This window comes from Agromyces sp. Marseille-P2726 (assembly GCF_902809835.1).
GTDB lineage: Bacteria > Actinomycetota > Actinomycetes > Actinomycetales > Microbacteriaceae > Agromyces.
Map to the genome: position 1 here is coordinate 340,561 of NZ_CADDWM010000014.1, position 22,996 is coordinate 363,556.

At 69.6% G+C, this 22,996-nt stretch carries 25 protein-coding genes and 1 tRNA gene; 19 read left to right on the top strand and 7 right to left on the bottom strand.

What is annotated here, in order from left to right; genetic code table 11:
- Nucleotides 1-5 precede the first annotated feature (5 nt).
- The 12 genes from folE (at nt 6) to cls (ending at nt 10,268) form a co-directional block, all read left to right on the top strand.
- Complete coding sequence (gene folE, locus HUS56_RS11080) at nt 6-602, top strand: GTP cyclohydrolase I (RefSeq protein WP_173923489.1); 597 nt, start codon at nt 6-8, stop codon at nt 600-602.
- A complete protein-coding gene (folP, locus tag HUS56_RS11085) occupies nt 595-1,419 on the top strand; it encodes a dihydropteroate synthase (protein ID WP_173923490.1) in 825 nt (274 codons plus the stop codon). The genes folE and folP overlap by 8 nt, the downstream gene beginning before the upstream one ends.
- Nucleotides 1,412-1,783 carry a dihydroneopterin aldolase gene (gene folB / locus HUS56_RS11090; protein WP_254431408.1) on the top strand — a complete coding sequence of 124 codons (372 nt, stop codon included), beginning with the start codon at nt 1,412-1,414 and terminating at the stop codon, nt 1,781-1,783. Before folP ends, folB begins: the two co-directional genes overlap by 8 nt.
- On the top strand, nt 1,780-2,265 hold the full coding sequence (gene folK / locus HUS56_RS11095; RefSeq protein WP_173923492.1) for a 2-amino-4-hydroxy-6-hydroxymethyldihydropteridine diphosphokinase: 486 nt from the start codon (nt 1,780-1,782) through the stop codon (nt 2,263-2,265). Before folB ends, folK begins: the two co-directional genes overlap by 4 nt.
- Nucleotides 2,262-2,735 (top strand): DUF3180 domain-containing protein, encoded by a 474-nt coding sequence (locus HUS56_RS11100; RefSeq protein WP_173923493.1) that lies wholly within the window; start codon nt 2,262-2,264, stop codon nt 2,733-2,735. Before folK ends, HUS56_RS11100 begins: the two co-directional genes overlap by 4 nt.
- On the top strand, nt 2,728-3,348 hold the full coding sequence (locus tag HUS56_RS11105) for a PH domain-containing protein (protein WP_173923494.1): 621 nt from the start codon (nt 2,728-2,730) through the stop codon (nt 3,346-3,348). Before HUS56_RS11100 ends, HUS56_RS11105 begins: the two co-directional genes overlap by 8 nt.
- 40 nt (nt 3,349-3,388) lie before the next feature.
- Complete coding sequence (locus tag HUS56_RS11110; RefSeq protein ID WP_217424000.1) at nt 3,389-5,008, top strand: PH domain-containing protein; 1,620 nt, start codon at nt 3,389-3,391, stop codon at nt 5,006-5,008.
- On the top strand, nt 4,998-5,771 hold the full coding sequence (locus tag HUS56_RS11115) for a Rossmann-like and DUF2520 domain-containing protein (protein WP_173923496.1): 774 nt from the start codon (nt 4,998-5,000) through the stop codon (nt 5,769-5,771). Before HUS56_RS11110 ends, HUS56_RS11115 begins: the two co-directional genes overlap by 11 nt.
- On the top strand, nt 5,768-6,643 hold the full coding sequence (gene panC, locus HUS56_RS11120; RefSeq protein ID WP_173923497.1) for a pantoate--beta-alanine ligase: 876 nt from the start codon (nt 5,768-5,770) through the stop codon (nt 6,641-6,643). Before HUS56_RS11115 ends, panC begins: the two co-directional genes overlap by 4 nt.
- 180 nt (nt 6,644-6,823) lie before the next feature.
- Nucleotides 6,824-8,341, top strand: coding sequence for a lysine--tRNA ligase (lysS, locus tag HUS56_RS11125; RefSeq protein ID WP_173923498.1), 1,518 nt, complete (start codon nt 6,824-6,826; stop codon nt 8,339-8,341).
- A 278-nt stretch (nt 8,342-8,619) separates the two neighbouring features.
- Nucleotides 8,620-8,796, top strand: a complete 177-nt coding sequence (locus HUS56_RS11130; protein ID WP_173923499.1) for a hypothetical protein — start codon at nt 8,620-8,622, stop codon at nt 8,794-8,796.
- Entirely contained in the window at nt 8,793-10,268 is a 1,476-nt protein-coding gene (gene cls, locus HUS56_RS11135; RefSeq protein WP_173923500.1) for a cardiolipin synthase, read from the top strand. The genes HUS56_RS11130 and cls overlap by 4 nt, the downstream gene beginning before the upstream one ends.
- Nucleotides 10,269-10,322: 54 nt before the next feature.
- On the opposite strand, the gene HUS56_RS11140 is transcribed toward cls, so the two are convergent.
- On the bottom strand, nt 10,323-11,324 hold the full coding sequence (locus HUS56_RS11140; protein ID WP_173923501.1) for a pirin family protein: 1,002 nt from the start codon (nt 11,322-11,324) through the stop codon (nt 10,323-10,325).
- 84 nt (nt 11,325-11,408) lie between these two features.
- On the opposite strand from HUS56_RS11140, the gene HUS56_RS11145 reads away from it, so the two are divergent.
- On the top strand, nt 11,409-11,912 hold the full coding sequence (locus HUS56_RS11145) for a hypothetical protein (protein WP_173923502.1): 504 nt from the start codon (nt 11,409-11,411) through the stop codon (nt 11,910-11,912).
- Nucleotides 11,913-11,963: 51 nt separating this feature from the next.
- Here HUS56_RS11145 and HUS56_RS11150 read toward each other — a convergent pair whose 3' ends face one another.
- Nucleotides 11,964-12,209 carry a helix-turn-helix transcriptional regulator gene (locus HUS56_RS11150; RefSeq protein WP_173923503.1) on the bottom strand — a complete coding sequence of 82 codons (246 nt, stop codon included), beginning with the start codon at nt 12,207-12,209 and terminating at the stop codon, nt 11,964-11,966.
- Entirely contained in the window at nt 12,209-12,835 is a 627-nt protein-coding gene (locus HUS56_RS11155; RefSeq protein ID WP_173923504.1) for a hypothetical protein, read from the bottom strand. Before HUS56_RS11155 ends, HUS56_RS11150 begins: the two co-directional genes overlap by 1 nt.
- 225 nt (nt 12,836-13,060) lie before the next feature.
- Between HUS56_RS11155 and HUS56_RS11160 the strand changes: the two genes are divergently transcribed.
- From HUS56_RS11160 to HUS56_RS11175, 4 genes are all read left to right on the top strand, one after another.
- Complete coding sequence (locus tag HUS56_RS11160; protein WP_173923505.1) at nt 13,061-15,589, top strand: ATP-dependent Clp protease ATP-binding subunit; 2,529 nt, start codon at nt 13,061-13,063, stop codon at nt 15,587-15,589.
- A 181-nt stretch (nt 15,590-15,770) separates the two neighbouring features.
- Complete coding sequence (locus tag HUS56_RS11165) at nt 15,771-16,274, top strand: amino-acid N-acetyltransferase (protein ID WP_173923506.1); 504 nt, start codon at nt 15,771-15,773, stop codon at nt 16,272-16,274.
- A 63-nt stretch (nt 16,275-16,337) separates the two neighbouring features.
- Nucleotides 16,338-17,006, top strand: coding sequence for a hypothetical protein (locus HUS56_RS11170; RefSeq protein WP_173923507.1), 669 nt, complete (start codon nt 16,338-16,340; stop codon nt 17,004-17,006).
- A gap of 162 nt (nt 17,007-17,168) precedes the next feature.
- A complete protein-coding gene (locus HUS56_RS11175) occupies nt 17,169-17,840 on the top strand; it encodes a DUF6766 family protein (protein ID WP_173923508.1) in 672 nt (223 codons plus the stop codon).
- A 21-nt stretch (nt 17,841-17,861) separates the two neighbouring features.
- Here the strand turns inward: HUS56_RS11175 and HUS56_RS11180 are convergent, their stop codons facing one another.
- Entirely contained in the window at nt 17,862-18,635 is a 774-nt protein-coding gene (locus HUS56_RS11180; RefSeq protein ID WP_173923509.1) for a methyltransferase domain-containing protein, read from the bottom strand.
- 93 nt (nt 18,636-18,728) lie between these two features.
- Here HUS56_RS11180 and HUS56_RS11185 point away from each other — a divergent pair, with 93 nt between their 5' ends.
- The gene (locus HUS56_RS11185) at nt 18,729-19,139 is read left to right on the top strand and encodes a dehydrogenase (protein WP_173923510.1); all 411 of its coding nucleotides are present in this window, start codon (nt 18,729-18,731) and stop codon (nt 19,137-19,139) included.
- A gap of 25 nt (nt 19,140-19,164) precedes the next feature.
- On the opposite strand, the gene radA is transcribed toward HUS56_RS11185, so the two are convergent.
- On the bottom strand, nt 19,165-20,529 hold the full coding sequence (gene radA / locus HUS56_RS11190) for a DNA repair protein RadA (RefSeq protein ID WP_173923511.1): 1,365 nt from the start codon (nt 20,527-20,529) through the stop codon (nt 19,165-19,167).
- 9 nt (nt 20,530-20,538) lie between these two features.
- Nucleotides 20,539-21,342 carry an SGNH/GDSL hydrolase family protein gene (locus tag HUS56_RS11195; RefSeq protein ID WP_254431409.1) on the bottom strand — a complete coding sequence of 268 codons (804 nt, stop codon included), beginning with the start codon at nt 21,340-21,342 and terminating at the stop codon, nt 20,539-20,541.
- A gap of 122 nt (nt 21,343-21,464) precedes the next feature.
- Here HUS56_RS11195 and HUS56_RS11200 point away from each other — a divergent pair.
- Nucleotides 21,465-21,552, top strand: a tRNA-Ser gene (locus tag HUS56_RS11200).
- Between the two features lie 49 nt (nt 21,553-21,601).
- Here the strand turns inward: HUS56_RS11200 and HUS56_RS11205 are convergent.
- Nucleotides 21,602-22,924, bottom strand: a complete 1,323-nt coding sequence (locus HUS56_RS11205; RefSeq protein ID WP_173923512.1) for an NAD(P)-binding domain-containing protein — start codon at nt 22,922-22,924, stop codon at nt 21,602-21,604.
- Nucleotides 22,925-22,996 lie beyond the last annotated feature (72 nt).

The following is a 22,996-nucleotide window of genomic DNA, read 5'->3' on the forward strand; positions in this document are numbered from 1 at the left end:
GGAAGATGGCCGGTGTCGACACCGAGCGCATCGCGCGTGCCGTGCGTGAGATCCTCCTCGCGATCGGCGAGGACCCGATGCGTCCCGGCTTGGAGCGCACGCCGGCACGCGTCGCCGAGGCGTATGCGGAGTTCTTCGGCGGGCTCGACGTCGACCCCCTGAGCCACCTCGCCGACGCCGTGCCGATCGGGGCGTCCGAGCAGGGAGTTCCCGCGACATCCGACGCGGTGGTACTCCGCGACCTCGCGTTCCGGTCGGTCTGCGAGCATCACCTGCTGCCGTTCGTGGGCACGGCGCACGTCGCGTACCTGCCCGGCGAGCGCGTGGTCGGCCTCGGGCGCATCCCCGCGGTCGTCGAGACGCTCGCCGCACGGCCGCAGCTGCAGGAGCGTCTCGCCGAGGAGATCGCCGACACCCTGGAGGCAGGGCTCGATCCCAGGGGCGTGCTCGTCGTCCTCGACGCGCAGCACCGCTGCGTCACGACCCGCGGACCGCGCCAGACCCGCAGCTCCACGGTGACGATCGCCAGTCGGGGGGTGCTCGCCGAGCCGGCCGCACGCGCCGAGATCATCGCGCTGATCGGAGCCGAGCAGCATGACTGACGGGTCTCCGAGCACGACCCTGATCATGGGCGTGGTCAACGTCACGCCCGACTCCTTCAGCGACGGCGGGCGGTGGTTCGACGCCGATGCCGCGATCCAGCACGGCCTGGATCTCGTCGCCGAGGGTGCGGACATCGTCGACGTCGGAGGAGAATCCACCCGCCCGGGGGCGGCGCGCGTCGAACCCGACGAGGAGCTGCGCCGGGTCGTGTCCGTCGTGCGCGAACTCGCCGCCCGCGGCATCCGTGTGAGCGTCGACACGATGCGCGCCTCGACCGCCCTGGCCGCGGTCGAGGCGGGCGCCGAGATCATCAACGACGTTTCCGCCGGGCTCGCGGATGACGCGATGGCACCCATCGTCGCCGAGACGGGCGTGCACTACGTCGCGATGCACTGGCGCGGCCACTCCGACCGCATGGACTCGCTGTCGGTGTACGACGACGTCGCGGTGGAGGTCCGAGACGAGCTCGCGACTCGGATCGATGCCCTGGCCGACGCCGGTGTGGCATCCGACCGGCTGATCCTCGACCCTGGTCTGGGGTTCTCGAAGCGAGGCGAGCAGAACTGGGAGCTGCTCGGGCGGCTCGACGTGCTCGCGGGGCTCGGACTGCCGATCCTCATCGGCGCCTCCCGCAAGCGGTTCCTCGGGGCGCTCCTGCCCGAGGGGGCCGACGTGCTCGAGCGCGACCTGCCGACGGCGGTCGTGAGCGTGCTCTCCGCCCAAGCCGGTGCATGGGGCGTTCGGGTGCACGACGTGCGCGGGACCCGGCGTGCGCTCGACGTCCTCGGGGCGTGGCAGAGTGGACGACGTGGCTAGGACCCCCGACCGCATTACCCTCACCGGCGTTCGCGTGCGCGCACATCACGGTGTCTACGAGTCCGAGCGCGTCGAGGGGCAGGAGTTCGTGATCGACGTGGCGGTCGACGTCGACCTCGCGGCTGCGGCATCCCGAGACGACCTCGGCAGCACCGTGAACTACGGCGAGCTCGCCGAGGCGGTCGTGGCCGCCGTCGAGCGCGACCCCGTCGATCTCATCGAGACGGTGGCCGAGCGCGTGGCGGGGGTGGCGCTGGGGTTCGCAGCCGTCGACGAGGTCGAGGTCACGGTGCACAAGCCCCAGGCGCCCATCAGCGTGCCCTTCGCGGATGTCGCGGTCACGATCGTGCGGGGTCGCACATGAGCCGAGCCGTCATCGCCTTCGGCGCCAACCTCGGCGACCGCGAGGCGACCATCGCCGCTGCGACGCGCGAGCTCGCCGACACCCGCGGAGTCGAGCTCGTCGCGGTGTCCCCGGTGTACGAGACTCCAGCCCTGAAAGAGGACGGCGTCGATCCCGACGCCCCCGGCTACCTGAACGGCGTCATCGTCGTCGAGACGTCGCTCGAGGCGCACGCGCTGCTCGACCTGCTCCAGGCGATCGAGGCCCGGCACGGGCGGGTGCGTGCCGAGCACTGGGGCGATCGCACGCTCGACCTCGACCTCATCGACTTCGGCGGCAGGGTGATCTCCGACGAGCGGCTCACGTTGCCGCATCCTCGGGCGTGGCAGCGAGCGTTCGTGCTCCAGCCGTGGCTCGATGTCGAGCCCGACGCCGTGCTCACCGGACGCGGGCCCGTCGCCCAGCTCCGCGCGGCCGCGAATGATCGGGTGGAGCGTCGATGAAGCGCACCCATGTCTCGACGCTCATCGCATTCGCCGTGGGCGGTATCGTCGTCGGCTACCTCGGCGATCTCGCCATCGTCTCCGGGGGCGGTAAGGCGATCGTTCCGCCGCTGTCGTTGCCCATCACGCTCGTCGGGGTCGCCGTGCTCGTCGTGGCCCTCGCCTGGCCGATCCGGCGGGCGGTCAAGCGCAAGAGCACGAAGCACCTCGACCCGTTCCGCGCCATGCGCACCGCGGTGCTCGCGAAGGCCTGCAGCATGAGCGGCGCGCTCGTCCTCGGATTCGGCCTCGGCATCACCCTGTTCCTCGTCACCCGCAGTGTCGTGCCGTCGATCGAGACGGTGTGGCTCGCGCTCGCGACCGCGATCGGCGCCGCGCTCCTGCTCGCAGGCGGGCTCGTCGCCGAGCACTTCTGCACCCTCCCGCCCGACGACACCCAGCTCGAGAAGGAAGAACACGCCCATGCCTGACCTCCGTGACGACGAACGCGGCACGCCTGCGTCCGAGCCGTCGGCGGCGCCGGCGGCCGCGACCGAGGCGGCGGCGGCGGCCGCCGCGGCCCAGCCAGCGCCGGCGGCCGAGGCGATCGCGGCCTCCGCGGAACCCGAGCAGGTCCCGGCCGACACGGGCTGGCTCCGTGTCTCGCCGAAGTACCTCGTGGTCGAGATCATCGGCTCGCTCATCGGCATGGTCGTGATCGTCGGCGCCCTGGTCGTGATGTACCTGCTGTGGGGCCAGTGGTGGGCGCTGTGGGGCGCCATCGTGATCGGCGTCGCCTCGCTCATCGGCATCGCGTTCGAACCGCGTCGCGTCCGATCCATCGCGTATCGCCTCCGCGCCGACGATCTGCTCTTCAAGCGCGGGATCATGTTCCACCGGCAGGTCGCCGTGCCGTACGGCCGCATGCAGCTCGTCGACATCACCCGCGGCCCCGTGGCTCGCGCGCTGGGCCTCGCCGACCTCAAGTTCGTGACGGCCGCGGCATCCACCGCCGTGACGGTCCCCGGCCTCCCCATGGAGGAGGCCGACCGGCTGCGCGACCGGCTCGTCGCCCTCGCCGAGACCCGACGGGCCGGGCTGTGACCCGGAGGACGCGTTGACGGCTCCCACTCGGTCCCAACCGGTGACGAACCTCGCCGACGGCGAGTGGCACCGGCTGCACCCGGCCAGCCCGCTGCTGCGCGGCGGCCTCGTGTTCATCGCCGTGCTCGGGTTCCTCATCGCGAACCTCCGCGAACGCCTCGTCGACTGGGCGTTCCTGCTCTTCGCTCCCGACCTCGGCGGCGACGTCGACGCGGAGTACGGGCGGTGGCAGGAGGACTGGGCGAACGACCCCATCGGCGCCATCGTCTCGCTCAACCTCGTCGGCTGGGCGATCGCCGCCGTGGCCGTGCTGATCGTCGTGGTGATCGCGGGCTTCTGGCTCTCGTGGCGCATGCACACCTTCCGGGTGACGACCGAGGCGCCCGAGGTGCGCAGCGGCATCCTCTTCCGCTCGCATCGCAGCGCCCGCCTCGACCGCATCCAGGGCATCAACGTGAACCGTCCCGTGTTCGCACGCCTGTTCGGCACGGCGAAGCTCGAGGTCTCGGTCGCCGGCCAGTCGGCCAACGTGCCGCTGTCGTACCTCGGTTCGGCCCTCGCCGATGGCCTGCGCGCCGACCTGCTGCGCCTCGCCTCGGGTGCACGCGCCGAGAAGGCGGCGAAGGCAGCGGATGCCGCAGGCATGGGTGTCGGCGACGGCACGGGCACCGTCGACGGCACCGGGCGCGCGCATGTCCCGGGGATCATCGGCCAGCGGGTCGACGAGTTCCTCGCGCCCGAGCTCGACCCGTCGCTGGCGCCGCCCGAGTCGGTCGTGCACCTGCCGCTCGGCCGCGTGATCGGGTCGACCCTGCTCGGCGGCTCGACCCTCTGGATCATCGTGCTCGCCGCCGTCATCGCCGCGGGGGTGTCCACCGGCCAGATCTGGGTGCTGTTCTCCTTCATCCCCGCCGCGATCGGTCTCGTGAGCTACATGTGGTCGCGCATCACGAAGTCGCTGCGGTACTCGATCGCCGGCACACCCGACGGCGTCCGCATCGGCCACGGCCTGCTCTCGACCGGCAACCAGACGATCCCACCCGGCCGGATCCATGCGATCGAGGCGAACCAGTGGCTCCTCTGGCGACCGTTCGGGTGGTGGTCGATCCGCATCAACGTGGCGGGGCAGTCGGTGACCGCCTCCAACGATGCCGCCCAACGCACCCTCGTGCTGCCCGTCGGCACCGTCGCCGACGTGCATCGAGTCCTCGCCCTGCTGCTGCCCGATGCGGCATTCGCCGTCGACCCGCTCATCGAACAGGGCCTCGTGGGTCGCGGGGGAGCGGGCGGCTACGCTCCGGTGCCGAAGCGCGCCGCCTGGCTGCGGCCATTCTCGTGGCGCCGCATCGGATGGGCGCTGGCCGGCGGTGTGGCGCTGATCCGGCGCGGGTGGCTGCTGCGCAGCCTCACGCTCGTCCCCCTGGCTCGCATGCAGTCGGTCGCGGTTTCGGTCGGACCGCTGCAACGGATGCTGCGCCTGGCCTCCGTGCGCATCCACACCGTCACCGGGCCCGTGACGGCCCTCGCGCCATCGCTCGATCGTTCCGAGGCAACCGACCTGTTCGAACGGCTGGCCGACGAGGCGGTGGAACGCGCTGCGAGCGACACGTCCCACCACTGGGCGGCCGTGTCGCGTCCGGAGTCCGCCGATGCCCGCTGAGCGCGCGGGTCGTCTCGGCGTCGGCACCATCGGCGCCGGCCGAGTCGGCACGGTGCTCGCGTCCGCGCTCGCGGGAGCCGGCCACGCGCTCACGGCCATCTCGGCTGTTTCCGACCCGAGTCGCGAGCGAGCGGCTGCGATGCTGCCCGCCGTGCCCGTGCTGCCGGTCCCCGACGTGGTCGAGCGCAGCGAACTCGTGCTCATCGCGGTGCCCGACGGCGAACTCGAGTCGCTCGTCTCAGGGCTGGCCGAGGCGGGCGTCTGGCAGCCGGGCCAGCTCGTGCTGCACACCGCGGCTCGCTTCGGCACGGGGGTGCTCGAGCCGGCGCGCCGGGCCGGGGCGATCCCACTCGCCGTGCACCCGGCGATGAACTTCACCGGAACGAGCATCGATCTCACGCGGCTCCGTGGGGCGTGGTTCGCGGTCACCGCCCCCGCCCCCGTGCTGCCGATCGGCCAGGCCCTCGTCGTCGAGATGGGCGGGGAGCCGTTCGTCGTCGCCGAGGGCGACCGTGTCACGTACGGCGAGGCCATCGAGATCGCCGTCTCGTTCTCGACCGCCATCGTCGACCAGGCGAGCGACCTGCTCGAGGGCATCGGCGTGGGCCGGCCCGGCGCCGTGCTCGCCTCGCTCGTACGGACCGCGATCGAGAACTCCCTCGCACGTCATGACTCCGGCCCCCTGGTCGACGGAGTCGACGGCGGGAGTGCCGGTACGATCGACGGGGCCGGCGACGATCGGCCGCTGGGAGGGGCAGGGTGAGCGAGCTCGCTGCAGACACGCGCACCGTGCCGACCATCGACGAGCTGCGCGCCCTCCTTCGCGCACGGCGCGCGGCCGGGGCATCCGTCGCCCTCGTTCCCACCATGGGCGCGCTGCACGAGGGGCACCTCGCGTTGGTCCGACGTGCCCGCGAGGTGGCCGACGTCGTGGTCGTCTCGATCTTCGTGAACCCGCTGCAGTTCGGCCCCAGCGAAGACCTCGACCGATACCCCCGCACCGTCGAGGCCGATGTGGCGGCGCTCGCCGGACTCGGTGTGGAGTTCGTGTTCGCACCCACCGTCGCCGAGATGTATCCCGACGGCGCCGGAGGCACCACCGTGGTCGCCGGACCGGTCGGCTCCCTGTACGAGGGCGCCGCTCGTCCCGGCCACTTCGACGGCGTGCTCACCGTGGTGTCGAAGCTGCTGCACATCGCGACGCCCGATGTCGTGCTGTTCGGACAGAAAGACGCCCAGCAGGTGTATCTCGTGCGCCGCATGGTGCGCGATCTCGACGTGCCGGTGGCGATCGACGTCGTCCCGACCGTGCGCGAACCCGACGGGCTCGCGCTGTCGAGTCGCAACCGATTCCTCTCGCCCGAGCAGCGGGCCGCGGCGCTCACCCTGTCCGAGTCCCTCAGGGCAGCGGATGCCGCGGCCCACCAAGGACTCGACGAGGTGCTCGCCGAGGGCGCCGCCGCATTCGGCGACCATGACCACGTGACGCTCGATTACCTCGTGGTGGTCGACCCCGACACCTTCCTGCCCGTCGACGACGACATGACCGGCGAGGCGGTGGTGCTCGTGGCCGCTCGCGTCGGCGGCGTGCGCCTCATCGACAATGCGACCATCGCGCTCGGGCGAGCGCGGTGATCGAGCGCTCCCGGTGATCGAGCGGTCCCGGGTGATCCAGTGGTGCCGCCGCGCAGGCGACGCGCGTTGAGATCCCAGACCGCGTCTCGATCGGCGTCCGGCTGCGCCGGGCGCTACTCGACGACCGGTGCCTGGCAACTAGGCTGGGCACGCATGTTCCCGCGAACCCGAGAGTGAACGATGGCCGAAACCCCGACGGATGCCGCAGCCGAGCCCACCGCTGAAGAGATCTCGGAGCAGAAGGGCGTGCGGCTCGCCAAGCGCGAACGGCTGATCGCGGCATCCGATGACCCCGGCCTCGGGGCGTACCCGGTGCGGGTTCCCATCACGACGACCATTCCCGAGGTGCGCGACCGATTCGTGGGCCTCGGCGTCGACGAGGCGAGCGGCGAGCACGTCGGACTCGCCGGGCGCGTGGTGCACTCGCGCAACACCGGCAAGCTCTGCTTCGCGACCCTGCAGGCGGGCGATGGCAGTCGCATCCAGGCGATGGTGTCGCTGGCCGAGGTCGGCGACGAGTCGCTCGCCGACTGGAAGGAGTTCGTCGACCTCGGCGATCACGTCTTCGTGTCGGGAGAGGTGATCACGAGCCGGCGCGGTGAGCTCTCGATCCTCGTGAAGGAGTGGCGCATCGCGTCGAAGGCCGTGCTGCCGCTGCCGAACCTGCACAGTGAGCTCTCCGAAGAGACCCGCGTGCGCAACCGGTACCTCGACCTCATCGCGCGCGAGCAGGCCCGACGCAACGTCATCGACCGCGCGAAGGTCAACGCCAGCCTTCGCCGCACCTTCGAGAGCCTCGGCTACATCGAGGTCGAGCCCCCCATGCTGCAGGTGATGCACGGCGGGGCATCCGCCCGCCCCTTCGTGACGCAATCGAATGCGTTCGACACCGAGCTGTACCTGCGGATCGCACCCGAGCTCTACCTGAAGCGCGCCGTCGTCGGCGGCATCGAGCGGGTGTTCGAGATCAACCGCAACTTCCGCAACGAGGGCGCCGACTCGACGCACAGCCCCGAGTTCGCGATGCTCGAGGCGTACGAGGCCTACGGCGACTACCACACCATGGCGGCGCTCACGCAGCAGCTGGTCCAGGATGCCGCGGTCGCGGTCGCGGGTTCGCACGTCGTGACCTGGGCCGACGGCACCGAGTTCGATCTCGGCGGCGAGTGGGACCGCATCTCGATGTACGGCACGCTCTCCGAGGCGGTGGGCGAGGAGATCAACGCGTCGACCCCGATGTCGCGGCTCACGGAGCTCGCCGAGGCCGAGGGCATCGAGATCGACCACCCGCTTCCGGGCAAGTACATCGAGGAGCTCTGGGAGCACCACGTGAAGGGCTCGCTCGAGCGGCCCACGTTCGTGATGGACTTCCCGCTCGACACCTCGCCGCTCGTGCGCGGGCACCGGTCGACTCCCGGCGTCGTGGAGAAGTGGGACCTCTACGTGCGCGGGTTCGAGCTCGCCACCGGTTACTCCGAGCTCGTCGACCCGGTCGTGCAGCGCGAGCGTTTCGTCGAGCAGGCGAAGCTCGCGGCCGGCGGCGACCCCGAGGCGATGCGCCTCGACGAGGAGTTCCTGCGGGCGCTCGAATACGGCATGCCGCCGTCGGGCGGAATGGGCATGGGCATCGACCGGCTGCTCATGGCGCTCACGGGTCTCGGCATCCGCGAGACCATCCTCTTCCCGCTCGTGAAGTAGGGCGGGCCGTGCGGCATACCCCCGCCACGCTCGCCACCGGCTGCGCTGTTCGTCGCGACGCGTCATGCGCTGCCGGCGACTCCTGAAACGAAGGACGCCTTGGCGGATCCGAGGTTGCACATGTCGTGTCCTTGCTTTCAGGAGTCCGCGGTGGGCTTTCAGGAGTCCGCGGTGCGATGCCACGCTCCGTCGGGAGCCGGCTTCGTCGCGAGTTCAACGCAGCGGCCGCGTGCCCCCGATGGGCGTTTCCGAGCAAACCGCCGTATCCTGAGGGGACTATGGACGAATTCTGGGCCAACGCGATCTGGTCGCTTGCGCCGACCGTGCTCATCGGGCTGATCTTCTGGTTCGTGATGCGCGCGATCTTCCGCGCCGACCGCACCGAGCGCAACGCCTACGCCCGTATCGAAGCTGAGGAGCGCGCGAAACTCGGTCGCGAACATCCGGCCGGATGACGATCGACATCACGGCGACGACGACCGCGGCCGTCATCGCCGGGGCGATCATCGTCATCGACATCGTCATCCGCGTCATCGCGATCATCGTCGTGCCGCGGAACCGCCGCCCGACGGCGGGCATGGCGTGGCTCCTGGCCATCTTCTTCATCCCGATCCTCGGCGTGCTGCTGTTCTGGCTCATCGGCAGCCCGAAGCTGCCGAAGCACCGGCGGGCGAAGCAGGCCGAGGTCGACGAGTTCATCCGGGAGTCGACCCACGGCATCGAGCGGGTGAGCGACAGCAGCGAATGGCCGAGCTGGTTCGAGGGCGTCGTGCGCCTGAACCGCAACCTGGGAGCCATGCCGCTCATCGGCTCCAACAGCGCCAGGCTGATCGGCGACTACGAGGGGTCGCTCAACGAGATGACCGAGGCGATCCGCTCCGCGACGCGCTACGTGCATGTCGAGTTCTACATCTTCGCGTACGACCGCACGACGGCTCCCTTCTTCGATGCGCTGGGCAACGCCGTCGCGCGCGGCGTCGAGGTCAGGGTGCTGCTCGACCACATCGCCTCCATGCGTGTGAAGGGCTACCGCAGGATGCTGCGGCGACTCGACCGCATGGGGGTGCGCTGGCAGCTGATGCTCCCGGTCCAGCCCTTCAAGGGCAAGTACCAGCGGCCCGACCTGCGCAACCACCGCAAGATCCTCGTCGTCGACGGCGAGGTCGGCTTCATGGGCTCGCAGAACATCATCGACCGGTCGTACAACAAGCGCAGCAACATCCGTCGCGGCCTCAAATGGAAGGAGCTCGTGGCACGCCTCGAGGGTCCGATCGTCGCGGGTCTCGAGGCGATCTTCGCGACCGACTGGTACCTCGAGACCGGCGAGCCGCCCATGCGCGAGATCCTGCCGTTCGGACAGGAGGGCGAGGCGCAGGACCTCGACTGCCAGGTCGTGCCGAGCGGTCCGGGCTACTCCAACGAGAACAACCTCAAGCTCTTCCTCGCACTCATGTACGCCGCCCAGGAGCGCATCATCGTGACGAGCCCGTACTTCGTTCCCGACGAGGCGATGCTGCGCGCCATCAGCGGGGCCACCCAGCGGGGCATCCACGTCGAGCTGTTCGTGTCGGAGCTGGGCGACCAGGCGCTGGTGTACCACGCGCAACGGTCCTACTACGAGGCGCTGCTTCGCGCCGGAGTGCGGATCTGGCTCTACCAGGCGCCGTACATCCTGCACTCGAAGCACTTCACGATCGACGACGATGTCGCCGTGATCGGCTCGAGCAACATGGACATCCGGTCCTTCGAACTGAACATGGAGGTGTCGCTGCTCGTGCGTGGAGCGTCGTTCGTGCGCGAGATGCGCGCGGTCGAAGCCGGCTACCGCCGCAACAGCCGCGAACTCACCCTCGACGAGTGGATGCGGCAGCCGCTGCGGTCGACCGTGCTCGACAACCTGGCCCGGTTGACCTCGTCGCTGCAGTAGCGCGCGGATGCCGCGACCGAACGGATCCCGCGAGCTGCACGCCCGAGCGACCGCTCACCGCCGCGGCTTCAGCCGCACCGTCGGAAGCTCAGGCGCCGGCAGCGCGGAGCCGTCGTAGCCCTCGACGGTGCCGAACCGGCCGTCGGGGTTGTCGCGCGCGATCACGTCGGCCTGCCACTGGCGCCGATAGTCCACGATCTCGTCGTGGTCGCGCCCGATGAAGTTCCACCACATCACGAGTTCCTCGCCGAACGGTTCCCCACCGAGCAGCACGACCCGGGCGGGCGAATCGCCCGCGACGAGCGTGAGGCTTCGAGGCCCGGTCTCGAGGTAGGCGAGCTCCGACCACTCGACCCGCGTCGCGGCATCCGTGCCATCGATCTCGATCGTGACCGGCCCGACATCGACGAGTACGCCGTGCTCCCACGAGGGGTCGAGCGCGAACTCCGCCCGTCCGCCGGCCGGTAGGTCGACCTGCGCACCGAGGAGCGGCGTGAAGACCGTGACGTCGGCGGCACCGAGTTCGTCGCCCGCGAGTGCGCCGACGAAGACGCGCACCGTCGCGTCGCCGACGGCGATGGGCGCGACCTCGGCGTGCTCGAAGAAGGGGCCGATGTGGCGCGTCGCGTCGGGAAGCACCACCCAGAGCTGCACGCCGTGCAGCATCGTCGTGCTCGGGGTCGACACCTCGGAGTGCGAGATCCCGCGCCCCGCGGTCATGAGGTTCACCGCGCCCGGCCGTACGAGCGCATGGCTGCCCGTGCTGTCGCGGTGCTCGATCTCGCCCTGGAACAGCCAGCTCACGGTCTGCAGCCCGGTGTGCGGGTGGGGCGGCACGACCATGCCGCCCGTCATTGCGACGTCGTCGGGGCCGTAGTGATCGGCGAAGCACCACGCTCCGATCGTGGTGCGTCCGCGCTGCGGCAGGGTGCGTCGCACGTTCATCGCCCGTGGACCACCGAGCGGCACGTCCCTCGGCGCCAGCACCTGGACGACCGGTCCGGCGGATGCCGCGGGCAGCAGAAGCTCGACCGGGTCGCGCTCGAGGTTGCTCATGCCGGAATGCTACTCGCGGCCAGGCCGACGAGCAGCGAGCACGAGTTCCGGCTCATCGGGGACGCGGAGGGCTAGCATGGCCGCATGGCTACCATGGTGCGTGCTCGTCGGGTCGGCCTCATGGCCGCTGCGCTGGCATCCGTCTTCCTGCTCTCGGGCTGCAATCCGTCGGGAAACCCGGCCGAGAACTTCCCCGGCCTGCCCGTCGCCGACGAGGCCGAGCCCATCGACGTCAACCCTGAGGAGGGCGGCGAAGAGAACGACGCCTCAGAGGAAGAGGAGGAGGGCGAGCCGTTCAACGAAGACGGCGAGCCGAACGTCGTCTGGTGGGAGCAGGGCGGTCAGCTGGCCCTCGTCGTGTGGGGCAGCTCCACCTGCCCCGTCGTCGGTGAGCGGATCTCGGTGGTCGAGCCCGCCGGCGAGGGCAACCGGGTCGCGATCGACGTCGTGAAGCGCGCCGAGAACGAAGCCTGCACCATGGACCTCGTTCCGCACACGACGATCTTCTGGACGCCGACCGAGGTCACGACGACCGAGCCGCTCATCGTCGAGGTGCTCGGCACCGAGGTCGAGGTTCCGATCAAGTAGCCGGCACGCGCATAAGGTAGTCGGCCCGCGCCACTCCTGGCCGGCACGCCTTCACGTGGCGGGCACGCGCCGCCGGAGCACGAGCAGGTCGCCCACGTCGCAGTCGAGCGCCTCGCAGATCGCCCGCAGCGTCGAGAATCGGATCGCCCGTGCGCGGTCGTTCTTCAGCACGCTGAGGTTCACGACGCTCACCCCGACGAGCTCGCTGAGGCGCGTGAGCGTCATGCCGCGCGCTTCGAGCAACTCGTCGAGGCGACAGTGCAGGTCGGATGCCTCGTCTGGCTCGGCCGGCGCCATCAGACGAGCCCCTCGGTCTCGCGTCGCAGCCGATCGCCGATGGTGAAGACGGCAGCGGCCATGGCTGCGGCGAACGTCAGGAAGATGAGCGACGAGAGGTCGACCGACATCACGACATTCTCGAAGTCGGGGTCGCTCAGGCGGGCGAACGCGCCGTTGGCCGCCATGTTGCCGAAGAACGGCACCGCCGCGAAGCCGAGGGTTCCCACGATGCCCGCCGTGCTCACGAGCACGGTGTTGCGGCGGCTGAAGACCCGGTTGCGCATGAGCGCCCAGCAGAGCAGCATCAGGCACGTGACGACGGTGACGACGGTCGCCGCGGCGACCACCTGCTGGATGATGACAGCCGCCCACGACGCGCCCGGGAGGGAGGGAACGGTCAACGTCGCCCGATCGAGCGCCACCTCCAGCGGCGCCCCGCCGGGCCCGATCGGCGCTGCAGCCGGCGTACCGGCGAACTCGGCCACGACGCGCACGTCGCGGTTGGGGGCGACCTCGATGATGCGCAGCAGCGATGCCACCACGCTCCAGACCGCGATCGCCGCGCCCGCGACCATGAACAGCGCGAGGCTCACCGCGTCGGAGCGTGAGATCGCGCGGTCGGGTTCCGAGGAGATCATCTGCATTCCGTGTCCTAACGTTTATCGATAATAACGACAATCGATAAGCTACGGATGCCGCGGCGAGCTGTCAAACCGCAGCGGGCGCCTTCCGGCATCCGTCATCGGACCCCGGGTCAAGCCCCCAAGCGCCGCTGCGCCCACGGCGAACACACGCGCATCCGCCATCGGGAGTGTTTACGCTCGATGTATCGACGCCCCCCATCGAGCCGGCGCCGTGAGGAGTTGAGCATGTTCGAGAGATTCACCGACCGCGCCCGTCGGGTGGTCGTCCTGGCGCAAGAAGAAGCCAAGATGTTGAACCACAACTACATCGGCACCGAGCACATCCTGCTCGGCCTCATCCACGAGGGTGAGGGCGTTGCCGCCAAGGCGCTCGAGTCGCTCGGCATCTCACTCGACGCGGTTCGCGAGCAGGTGCAGGACATCATCGGCCAGGGCCAGCAGCAGCCGACCGGACACATCCCGTTCACGCCGCGGGCCAAGAAGGTGCTCGAGCTGTCGCTGCGCGAGGCGCTGCAGCTCGGCCACAACTACATCGGCACCGAGCACATCCTGCTCGGACTCATCCGAGAGGGAGAGGGCGTCGCCGCGCAGGTGCTCGTGAAGCTCGGCGCCGACCTGAACCGCGTGCGCCAGCAGGTGATCCAGCTGCTCTCGGGCTACCAGGGCAAGGAGCAGGTCCAGGTGGGCGCGAACGACCAGACGCAGCCGCAGGGCGGCTCGCAGATCCTCGACCAGTTCGGCCGCAACCTCACGCAGGCCGCGCGCGAGGCGAAGCTCGACCCCGTGATCGGGCGCGAGAAGGAGATCGAGCGGGTCATGCAGATTCTCTCCCGCCGCTCGAAGAACAACCCCGTGCTCATCGGTGAGCCGGGCGTCGGCAAGACCGCCGTCGTCGAGGGGCTCGCGCAGGCCATCGTGAAGAACGAGGTGCCCGAGACCCTGAAAGACAAGCAGCTCTACTCGCTCGATCTCGGCTCGCTCATCGCCGGCAGCCGGTACCGCGGCGACTTCGAAGAGCGCCTGAAGAAGGTCACCAAAGAGATCCGCACGCGTGGCGACATCATCGTGTTCATCGACGAGATCCACACCCTCGTGGGTGCCGGTGCCGCCGAGGGGGCGATCGACGCCGCCTCGATACTGAAGCCGCTGCTCGCCCGCGGTGAGCTGCAGACCATCGGCGCGACCACGCTCGACGAGTACCGAAAGCACTTCGAGAAGGATGCCGCGCTCGAGCGCCGCTTCCAGCCGATCCAGGTGCAGGAGCCGTCGCTGCCGCACGCGATCAACATCCTGAAGGGCCTTCGCGACCGCTACGAGGCGCACCACAAGGTCTCGATCACCGACGGCGCGATCGTCGCCGCGGCCAACCTCGCCGACCGGTACATCAGCGACCGGTTCCTGCCCGACAAGGCGATCGACCTGATCGACGAGGCCGGCGCTCGCCTGCGCCTGTCGATCCTGTCGAGCCCGCCCGAGCTGCGGGAGTTCGACGAGAAGATCGCGGTCGTGCGCGCCGCGAAGGAGACGGCGATCGAGGAGCAGGACTTCGAGAAGGCCGCGTCGCTGCGCGACGAGGAGAAGAACCTGCTCGGCGAGCGCCTGCGCCTCGAGAAGCAGTGGAAGTCGGGCGACGTCAAGACGACCGCGGTCGTCGACGAGGGCCTGATCGCCGAGGTGCTCGCCCAGGCCACCGGCATTCCCGTCTTCAAGCTCACCGAAGAGGAGAGCTCGCGGCTGGTGTTCATGGAGAAGGCGCTGCACGAGCGCGTCATCGGCCAGGAGGAGGCCATCTCGGCCCTCGCCAAGACGATCCGCCGCACCCGCGCGGGCCTCAAGGACCCGAAACGCCCCTCGGGCTCGTTCATCTTCGCCGGGCCGACGGGCGTCGGAAAGACCGAGCTCGCCAAGGCGCTCGCCGAGTTCCTGTTCGACGACGAGGCGGCGATGATCTCGCTCGACATGTCGGAGTACGGCGAGAAGCACACGGTCTCCCGGCTGTTCGGTGCTCCTCCCGGCTTCGTGGGCTTCGAGGAGGGCGGCCAGCTCACCGAGAAGGTGCGCCGCAAGCCGTTCAGCGTCGTGCTCTTCGACGAGATCGAGAAGGCGCACCCCGACATCTTCAACTCACTCCTGCAGATCCTCGAAGAGGGCCGCCTGACCGACGGTCAGGGTCGGGTCGTCGACTTCAAGAACACGGTCATCATCATGACGACCAACCTCGGCACGAAGGACATCTCGACGGGGCCGGTCGGCTTCCAGGTCGAGGGCGACCCGCGCACGGGCTACGACCTCATGCGCGGCAAGGTGAACGAGGAGCTGAAGAAGCACTTCAAGCCCGAGTTCCTGAACCGCGTCGACGAGATCATCGTCTTCCCGCAGCTGTCGAAGGAGGAGCTCCTCCAGATCGTCGACCTGTTCATCAAGCGCCTCGGCGAGCGCATGCTCGACCGCGACATGACGGTCGAGCTCACCCTCCCGGCGAAGGAACGGCTCATCGAGGTCGGCTTCGATCCGGCGCTCGGTGCGCGCCCGCTGCGCCGCGCGGTGCAGCACGAGGTCGAAGACCGGCTGTCCGAGAAGATCCTCCACGGCGAGCTCAACTCGGGCGACCACGTGCTCGTCGACTTCCGCGACGGCGAGTTCGTGCTCACCACGACCCAGCGGGCCCTGCCCGTCGGCGTCGGCGTGAACACGGGCGCGGCGATCGGCACGGGTCCTGTGAGCCCAGACCTCGCGGCGGCGTCGGGCGACTGACGAACGCTCGCGAAGGGGCGGATGCCGCGGCATCCGCCCCTTCGTCGTTTCCGCTGTTCTCGCGTTCGTGTCGCCGGATTCGGGGATTCTCGCGAAATGCCGCGCGGAGGGCGCCCCCAACCCGCGTGTCGCGGGAATCCTCGAATACGGCAACAGCGGAGCGCCGGAATACGATTGGCGGGTGACCGACTTCAGGGTGCGCCGCGCGCGCACCAGCGACGTGCGCCGGATCCTCGAGATCGTGGACCCGCTCGTGACGCGGCGGATCCTGCTCGGCAAGGAGCGCGTCGACCTCTACGGATCGGTGCAGGAGTTCCGCGTTGCCGAGACATCCCAGGGGCACGTCGTCGGTGCCGGCGCACTGCACGTGATGTGGGAGGACCTCGGCGAGGTGCGCACGCTCGCCGTCGATGACGAATGGCTCGGCCGGGGCGTCGGGCACGCGTTGCTCGAAGAGCTCGAGCGCGAGGCGCGCGACCTCGGACTGAGCCGGTTGTTCTGCCTCACCTTCGAGGTCGAGTTCTTCGGTCGGCACGGCTTCGAGGACATGGGCGACGAGACGGTGGATCCCGAGGTGTACGCCGAGCTCGTGCGCTCGCACGACGAGGGGGTCGCCGAGTTCCTCGACCTTGCTCGGGTGAAGCAGAACACGCTCGGCAACACCCGCATGCTGAAGCTTCTCTGAGCGTCGCTCCGGCACGCCGGGCGGATGCCGCGAGCGACGGCACCCCCGCCGTACCCTGTGCACATGTCGACGAACTCCGCACCGGCACGGCGGCATCCGCCGCACGTGTACCGGCGGCGTCGGTTGATGGTGCTCCTCGGACTCGTCGGGGTCATCGTCGCGATCGTGCTCGTCATCGTTCGCCCGGGCGCGAGCCAGGGCGAGGAACCGAGTGCCGCGAGCACGACACCCGCCACGGAGCGCGCGACCGTCGAGACCGGGACTCCGACTCCGACCGCAACGCCGACGCCGACCGCACCGCCGTCCGAGCCGGCGGCCGCTGACGGAGACCCGTGCTCGCCCGAGCAGGTGACCGTCGAAGCGATCACCGACAAGTCGATCTACGAGGCGGGCGAGCAGCCGCAGCTCTCGGTGACCATCACGAACACCGGTACGAACGTGTGCGTCCTGAACGCGGGCACGAAGGTGCAGGCGTTCACGATCACGAGCGGCTCGGAGGTCTACTGGCGCTCCACCGACTGCCAGGTCGATCCCGTCGACGCAGAGGTGTCGTTGGCGCCGGGAACGCCGATCAGCTCGACCGTGCCGATCGTGTGGGATCGCACCCGCTCGGGCGTCGACACGTGCGGGGGACCACGCGAGGCGGTTCCCGCGGGTGGTGCTTCGTACCACCTCTCGGTCTCCGTTGACGGATTCGAGTCGGAGTCGAGCAAGCAGTTCCTCGTGTATTGAGCCCGCCTACCCGCTTTCGACACTCGGCGCAAGAGCGTGCCTCGTACGACCGCTGAGCAGTACGTTCACGACCATGAGGATCGTCTTCACTTCCTGGCTCGTGGTGATCGCGGCCGGTCTCGTCTACATGCTCGCCATCGGATTGCTGGGGCGGTGATCGGGATGCGTCTTCGTCAGCACGGCTTGAGCATCGCGTTCGGACTGATCTTCGCGCTCGCCCTGATCGGGCAGTCGGTCGCGGGCCTCTTCGAGTACAACGAGCGACAGCTGTCGCACGGGTCATCGCCCGTGACCTGGATCGAGTTCGTCACGTCGTCGGACTTCGTGGTCGACGTCGCCGAGAACTGGCAGTCGGAGTACCTGCAGTTCGCCCTCTTCATCCTCGCCACGATCTGGCTCGTGCAGAAGGGATCGCCCGAGTCGAAGAAGCCCGGTGACGAGGGGCTCGGCACCGACGAGGAGCAGCTGGTGCTGGAGCACGCTCGCGAGGACTCCCCGAAGTGGGCGAAGGTGCGCGGCTGGCGGCATACGCTGTTCTCCAACTCGCTCCTGCTCGTGATGGGCGCGATCTTCCTCCTGTCGTGGCTCGCGCAGTCCATCTCGGGAATGACCGTGTTCAACGAGGAGCAGCTCGAGCACGGGCAAGAGGTGATCACCTGGGGCGAGTACCTCATCTCCGCCGACTTCTGGAACCGCACCCTGCAGAACTGGCAGTCGGAGTTCCTCGCCGTCGGCAGCATGATCGCGCTGTCGATCTACCTGCGGCAGCGTGGGTCGTCGGAGTCGAAGCCGGTGGGTGCACCGCACCACACGAGCTCGCTCGAGTCCGAGTGATGGTCGGATGCCGGTGGCCGCTCACCCGCGCGGAGCTCGGCCGTGCACCGCGGTGAACGCGATGGTCTGCGTCCACCACTCCGGGTCCTTGCAGTGGGCCAGGAAGGCCTCGATCGAAGGCTGGTCCACGCGACCCGAACCGATGAGCTTGTCCTGCAGTTCGGTGACCGTGTCGACCCAGTAGGTCGCCCAGTCCGACCCGCCACGGTACACCGCGGTCTCCGCGGTTCCCGCGACCTCCTCCAGTCCGAGCGCCGCCAGGCGCGGAGCGAGCGTGCGACCGATGTGGTAGTCGATGCCCGCATCCCGCGACCACGCGAGCCAGCCGTTCCAGAACTCCCGCACGACGGGCGGTTCGGCGATGTTCACGGGGAGGAAGTCGGGTTCGATGAGCAGGATGGCGCCGCCGGGCGCCATCGACGCCACGAGGTTTCGCACCGCCGCGTTGGCGTCCGCGACATGGTGGAGCACGGCCCGCGCCGTCACGAGGTCGAACGTTCCAGCATCGATGGGGCCCGAGACGATATCGGCCTGCCGAAGTTCGAGGTTCGGGGCGCGAACGTCGACGAGCGACAGGTCGAGGTCGTCGGCCACGGCCAGCCCGTCGGGCGCGACCCGCTCTGCGAGCCACGCCGAGATCGAGCCGTTGCCGCATCCGACCTCGAGGGTGCGGTCGCCGGGCGTGACGCCGAGGTGCTCGAGGTGGCGCCGGTGCATCGGATCGAGGAGGCGCGACATCAGCGCCAACCTCGACCGCTCGCCGTCGAGGCGGTGGTCCAGGACGTACTCGGCCATGGTTCCTGCATCCTACGTGCGGGCCGCTGGGCCGCACCAGCACGGCCCCAGCGGTCGCCACGGCAAGCGGCATCGACTCGATACGCTGGGGAGATGGCGCAGCGCAAGAGATCGAGCAAGCCCGCTGAACCCCTGGTCTTCCGGTCGCAGGCCCTCGCCGAAGCACTCGAACGCCAGGATGTCGCGGCGGTCGCGCTGGCGCTCCGGCACGGCAACACCGTGGTGCCGCTCGTGAAGCCGGGCCCGCGAGATCGGCCGCTCGACGGCGGAGAGGTGTGGACGTATCGCGACCCGAAGACCGGTGAGGTAGCGCTGCTGCTGTTCAGCGACGCCGCGAACAAGCCCGCGAACCTGCCCCCGGCGGTGGGCTTGCAGAGCCCCGAGTGGCTGCGCACGTTCCTCCGGCGCTACGAGTCGACGATCACGACCGTGTTCCTCGACATCGCCGGCCCGCACCCCATGCAGGCGTCGCCGACCGAACTGCTGAAGGCGCTCGAGGCGTAGGCCCGCACGCCGCACCGGGTCGGCGTCAGAACGCCGCGTCGAGTTCGCGCTCGCGGCTCGGCATCGCGGCCGTCATGGCGCGCTCGACCGCGGCGTGCACACTGCCGGACTCGACATCGAGGATCGTCGAGTACCCGAGCCGGCGTGCTTCGCTGCGGCGCTGCGTCGCCGAGGTGACGGGGCGCACCTCGCCGGCGAGGCTGATCTCGCCGAACGCGGCCAGTTCGTGGGGGATCGCACGATCGCGCATGGCCGACGCGATGGCCACGGCGATGGCGAGATCGGCCCCGGGTTCGACGAGCCGCACGCCGCCGACGGTCGACACGTACACATCGTGATCGCCGAGCTTGGGGAGGTTGGCCCGCCGTTCGAGCACCGCGATGATCATGGCGACCCGAGACGGGTCGACCCCGTTCACGACGCGCCGTGGCTGCGGCGCCTTCGTGCCCACGACGAGCGCCTGCACCTCGACCGGGAGGGCGCGCCGCCCCTCGAGCGCCACCGTGACACAGGTGCCGCTCACAGCGGTGCGCGAGCGGCTGAGGAACAGGCCCGAGGGATCGGGCACCTCGACGATGCCGTCGCCGGTCATCTCGAAGCATCCGACCTCGTCGGTGGGACCGAACCGGTTCTTCAGCGCTCGGATGAACCGGAGCGCCGTCTGCCGGTCGCCCTCGAACTGGCAGACCACGTCGACGAGGTGCTCGAGCAGGCGAGGGCCGGCGATCGAGCCGTCTTTCGTGACGTGCCCGACCAGGAGCACGGGCAGGTGCCGCTCTTTCGCCACACGGATGAGCGTCGAGGCGACTTCGCGCACCTGGCTCGGTTGACCGGGAAGCCCGTCGGACAGGGAGCTCGACACGGTCTGGACCGAGTCGACGATGAGCAGTTCGGGGGAGACCTGGTCGACCTGCCCGAGGATCGTGGCGAGATCGGTCTCGGCGGCGAGATAGAGCTCGTCGTGCAGCGCGCCCGTGCGCCCGGCTCGGAGACGGACCTGGGCCGTCGACTCCTCGGCGCTGACGTAGAGCACGCGCCGGCCCGTGGCCGCCACGCGAGCCGCGACCTCGAGCAGCAGCGTCGACTTGCCCACGCCGGGCTCGCCCGAGAGCAGGATCGCTGCGCCGGCCACGATGCCGCCGCCGAGCACGCGGTCGAACTCGCCGATGCCGCTCGGCCGGTGTGCCGTGGACCCGGATTCGATCTGGCCGATCGGCCGTGCCGCCCGCGTCGCGCTGGGTGCGACCGCATGCAGCGACCGCACGATGCCGGTCTGTTCGCCGGCATCGACCACCGTGCCCCACTGCTGGCATTCGGCGCAGCGGCCGACCCATTTCACGGTGCTCCACCCGCACTCGGTGCATCGGAATGCGGAGGTGGGCCTGGCCATGTCCCGAGCTTAGGCGGCGCCCACGACATCGGCGGGCGCGACATCCGGTGTCTCGAACCGCTCGACCAGCTGGGCGGCGAGCGACGGGGCGAACGCGTCGGCCCACACCCGGTATCCGTGGTCGTTGGGGTGGAACAGGTCGATCGCGAACTGCGTCATCATGCCGCGGATGCCCTGGTGCTTGGTCTCGGCGTGCAAGGGCACGACGGTCAGGCCATGCTCGGCCGCAACGCTCCGCACGATGCGGTTCGCCACGGCGACCTTGCGCTCGTTGCGCGGGAAGTAGAAGTACGGCAGATCGGCGACGAGTGCGTACGGCGGCAGGGCGGCGAAGATCTGGCGGATGCCGCGCTCGAACAGCACCGGATCCCACAGGGCGATGTCGTTCGCGCCGATGGCGACCGTGACGATGTCGGGCCGGAGCTTCACGAACCTCGGCAGCTGGTCGCGCACGGCGAGTTCGACCGTCGCGCCCGAGACGCTGAGATTGACGACGCGCACTGTGCGACCCGTGACCGCGCGGATCTCATCGGCGAGCACGCCCACGTAACTGCGGTTCGGCGCGCTGGCGCCGATTCCCTGCGCCGCGCTGTCGCCGATGGCGACGTAGAGCAGGTCGCCCTTCTCCTTCGCGTGATCACGCCACCACTTCGAGTGGATCGGCAGCGTCTCATTCAGCACGAGCGAGTTGGCGGTGAGCCGGGCCTGGAATCTGCGCCATCCGATGACGGATGCCGCGGCGGCCGTTACAACGCCGACGGCCGTCACCGCCAGGCGGCTCGCCCAGCGGGAGGGTCGGGAAGAACGCGGCACGACGCAGAGAGTATGACCGTGTGCTGGATGTCGGCTGAACGAGGGCGGTGAGGTGCGGCATCCGGCCCGAAGCGAGTTGGACCGTTTTGGTGCTCACCCCGGCGTCGTCTAAGATCGTCAGCGGTGACGTGTCCGAGCGGCCGAAGGTGCAACTCTCGAAAAGTTGTGTAGGGAAACCTACCGTGGGTTCAAATCCCACCGTCACCGCCAGAGAAACCCCCCGGACCCCGCAGACTCCAGCGGGGTCCGGGGGGTTTCGTCATGCTGGCTCCTCCAAGCAGGAAGTGCTGCCCTGAAGGCTCGAGGAACACACACCGGTCGCCGGCAGGACGAGCTCGACGTCGGACGCAGCGGCAAGGTCGCCCGCGATCCACGCGGTGATCGAGCGGACCTGCTCGTAACCGGTCGCGAGCAGGAACGTGGGCGCCCGCCCGTAGCTCTTCATGCCGGCCAGGAAGAACGCCGGTTCGGGGTGCTCGAGCTCGGCGAACCCGTGCGGCTCGACGGTGCCGCACGTGTGGACGTTGGGGTCGATGAGCGGTGCGAGGCGCCGGGGGGCTTCGACGATCTCGTCGAGCTCGAGGCGGATCTCCCGCAGCATCTCGAGGTTCGGGCGGAATCCGGTGGCGTTCACCACGACGTCCGTGTCGTACTGCACCGGCTCTCCACCTGATGCACCGTACAGTCGGACGCCGTCGGCGGTGCGACCCAGTCGGGTGATCTCGAAGCGATCCACGACGTCGATTCGACCTGCTGCGACGTACTGGTCGACACGCCGGCCGATGGTGGCCCGGGCGATCAGTTCGTCGTCATCCGAGGTGGTGACCCGCACCGCGTTGGCAGTGCGGATCAGCCAGGTGACCCGGGTCTGCGGCTCCTGTTCCGCGAGCTCCGCGAGCGCGAGCAGCGTGTTCGCGGCGGAGTGACCCGCTCCGACCACGGTGGTGTGTCGCCCGGCGAATCGGTTCCGATCGCGACCGAGCACGTCAGGAAGCGCGTGCGAGACGCGGTCGCTGACGTCAGCCAAGCCGAGCGGAGCCAGCCCCGAGGACGCGAGGCTGTTCGGGGTCTCGTACGTTCCCGAGGCGTCGATGACCGCGCGAGCCGTGACTTCCTCCACGCCGTCGGGCCCGTGCACGCGGAGCAGGAAAGGCGTCGTCGAGCGGTGCGCGGTGCGGGTGCGGTCCATGCCCTGGCGGGTGATCGCGTCCACGGTGACACCGGAACGGATCCGGACGGCGATCGGCTCGAGTGCGGCGAGCGGCTCGAGGTACCGCTCCACGAGCTCCCACCCGGTCGGCAACGCGTCAGGCGAGGGGAGCTCCCATCCCGTCGCTTCGAGGAGGCGGCGGGACACCGGATCGACCACGTGCTTCCACGGCGAGAACAGCCGAGTGTGCCCCCAGCGGCGGATGCTGCCGGCCACCTGGTCTGCGGCCTCGTAGATCACGAACTCGATGCCACGCTCGACGAGGTTCGCCGCGGCCGCGAGGCCGATCGGGCCTGCACCGACGATCGCGACGGGCAGCGTGTCGAGTCTCGGGGAACTCGAACTCCGAACAGCGAGATCGACCAGGGTCATTTCGGCTTGCCTCCAATATCGATGGACTTCGATGTTGAAGTCTGGCGAAGATATTGATGGATGTCAATATGC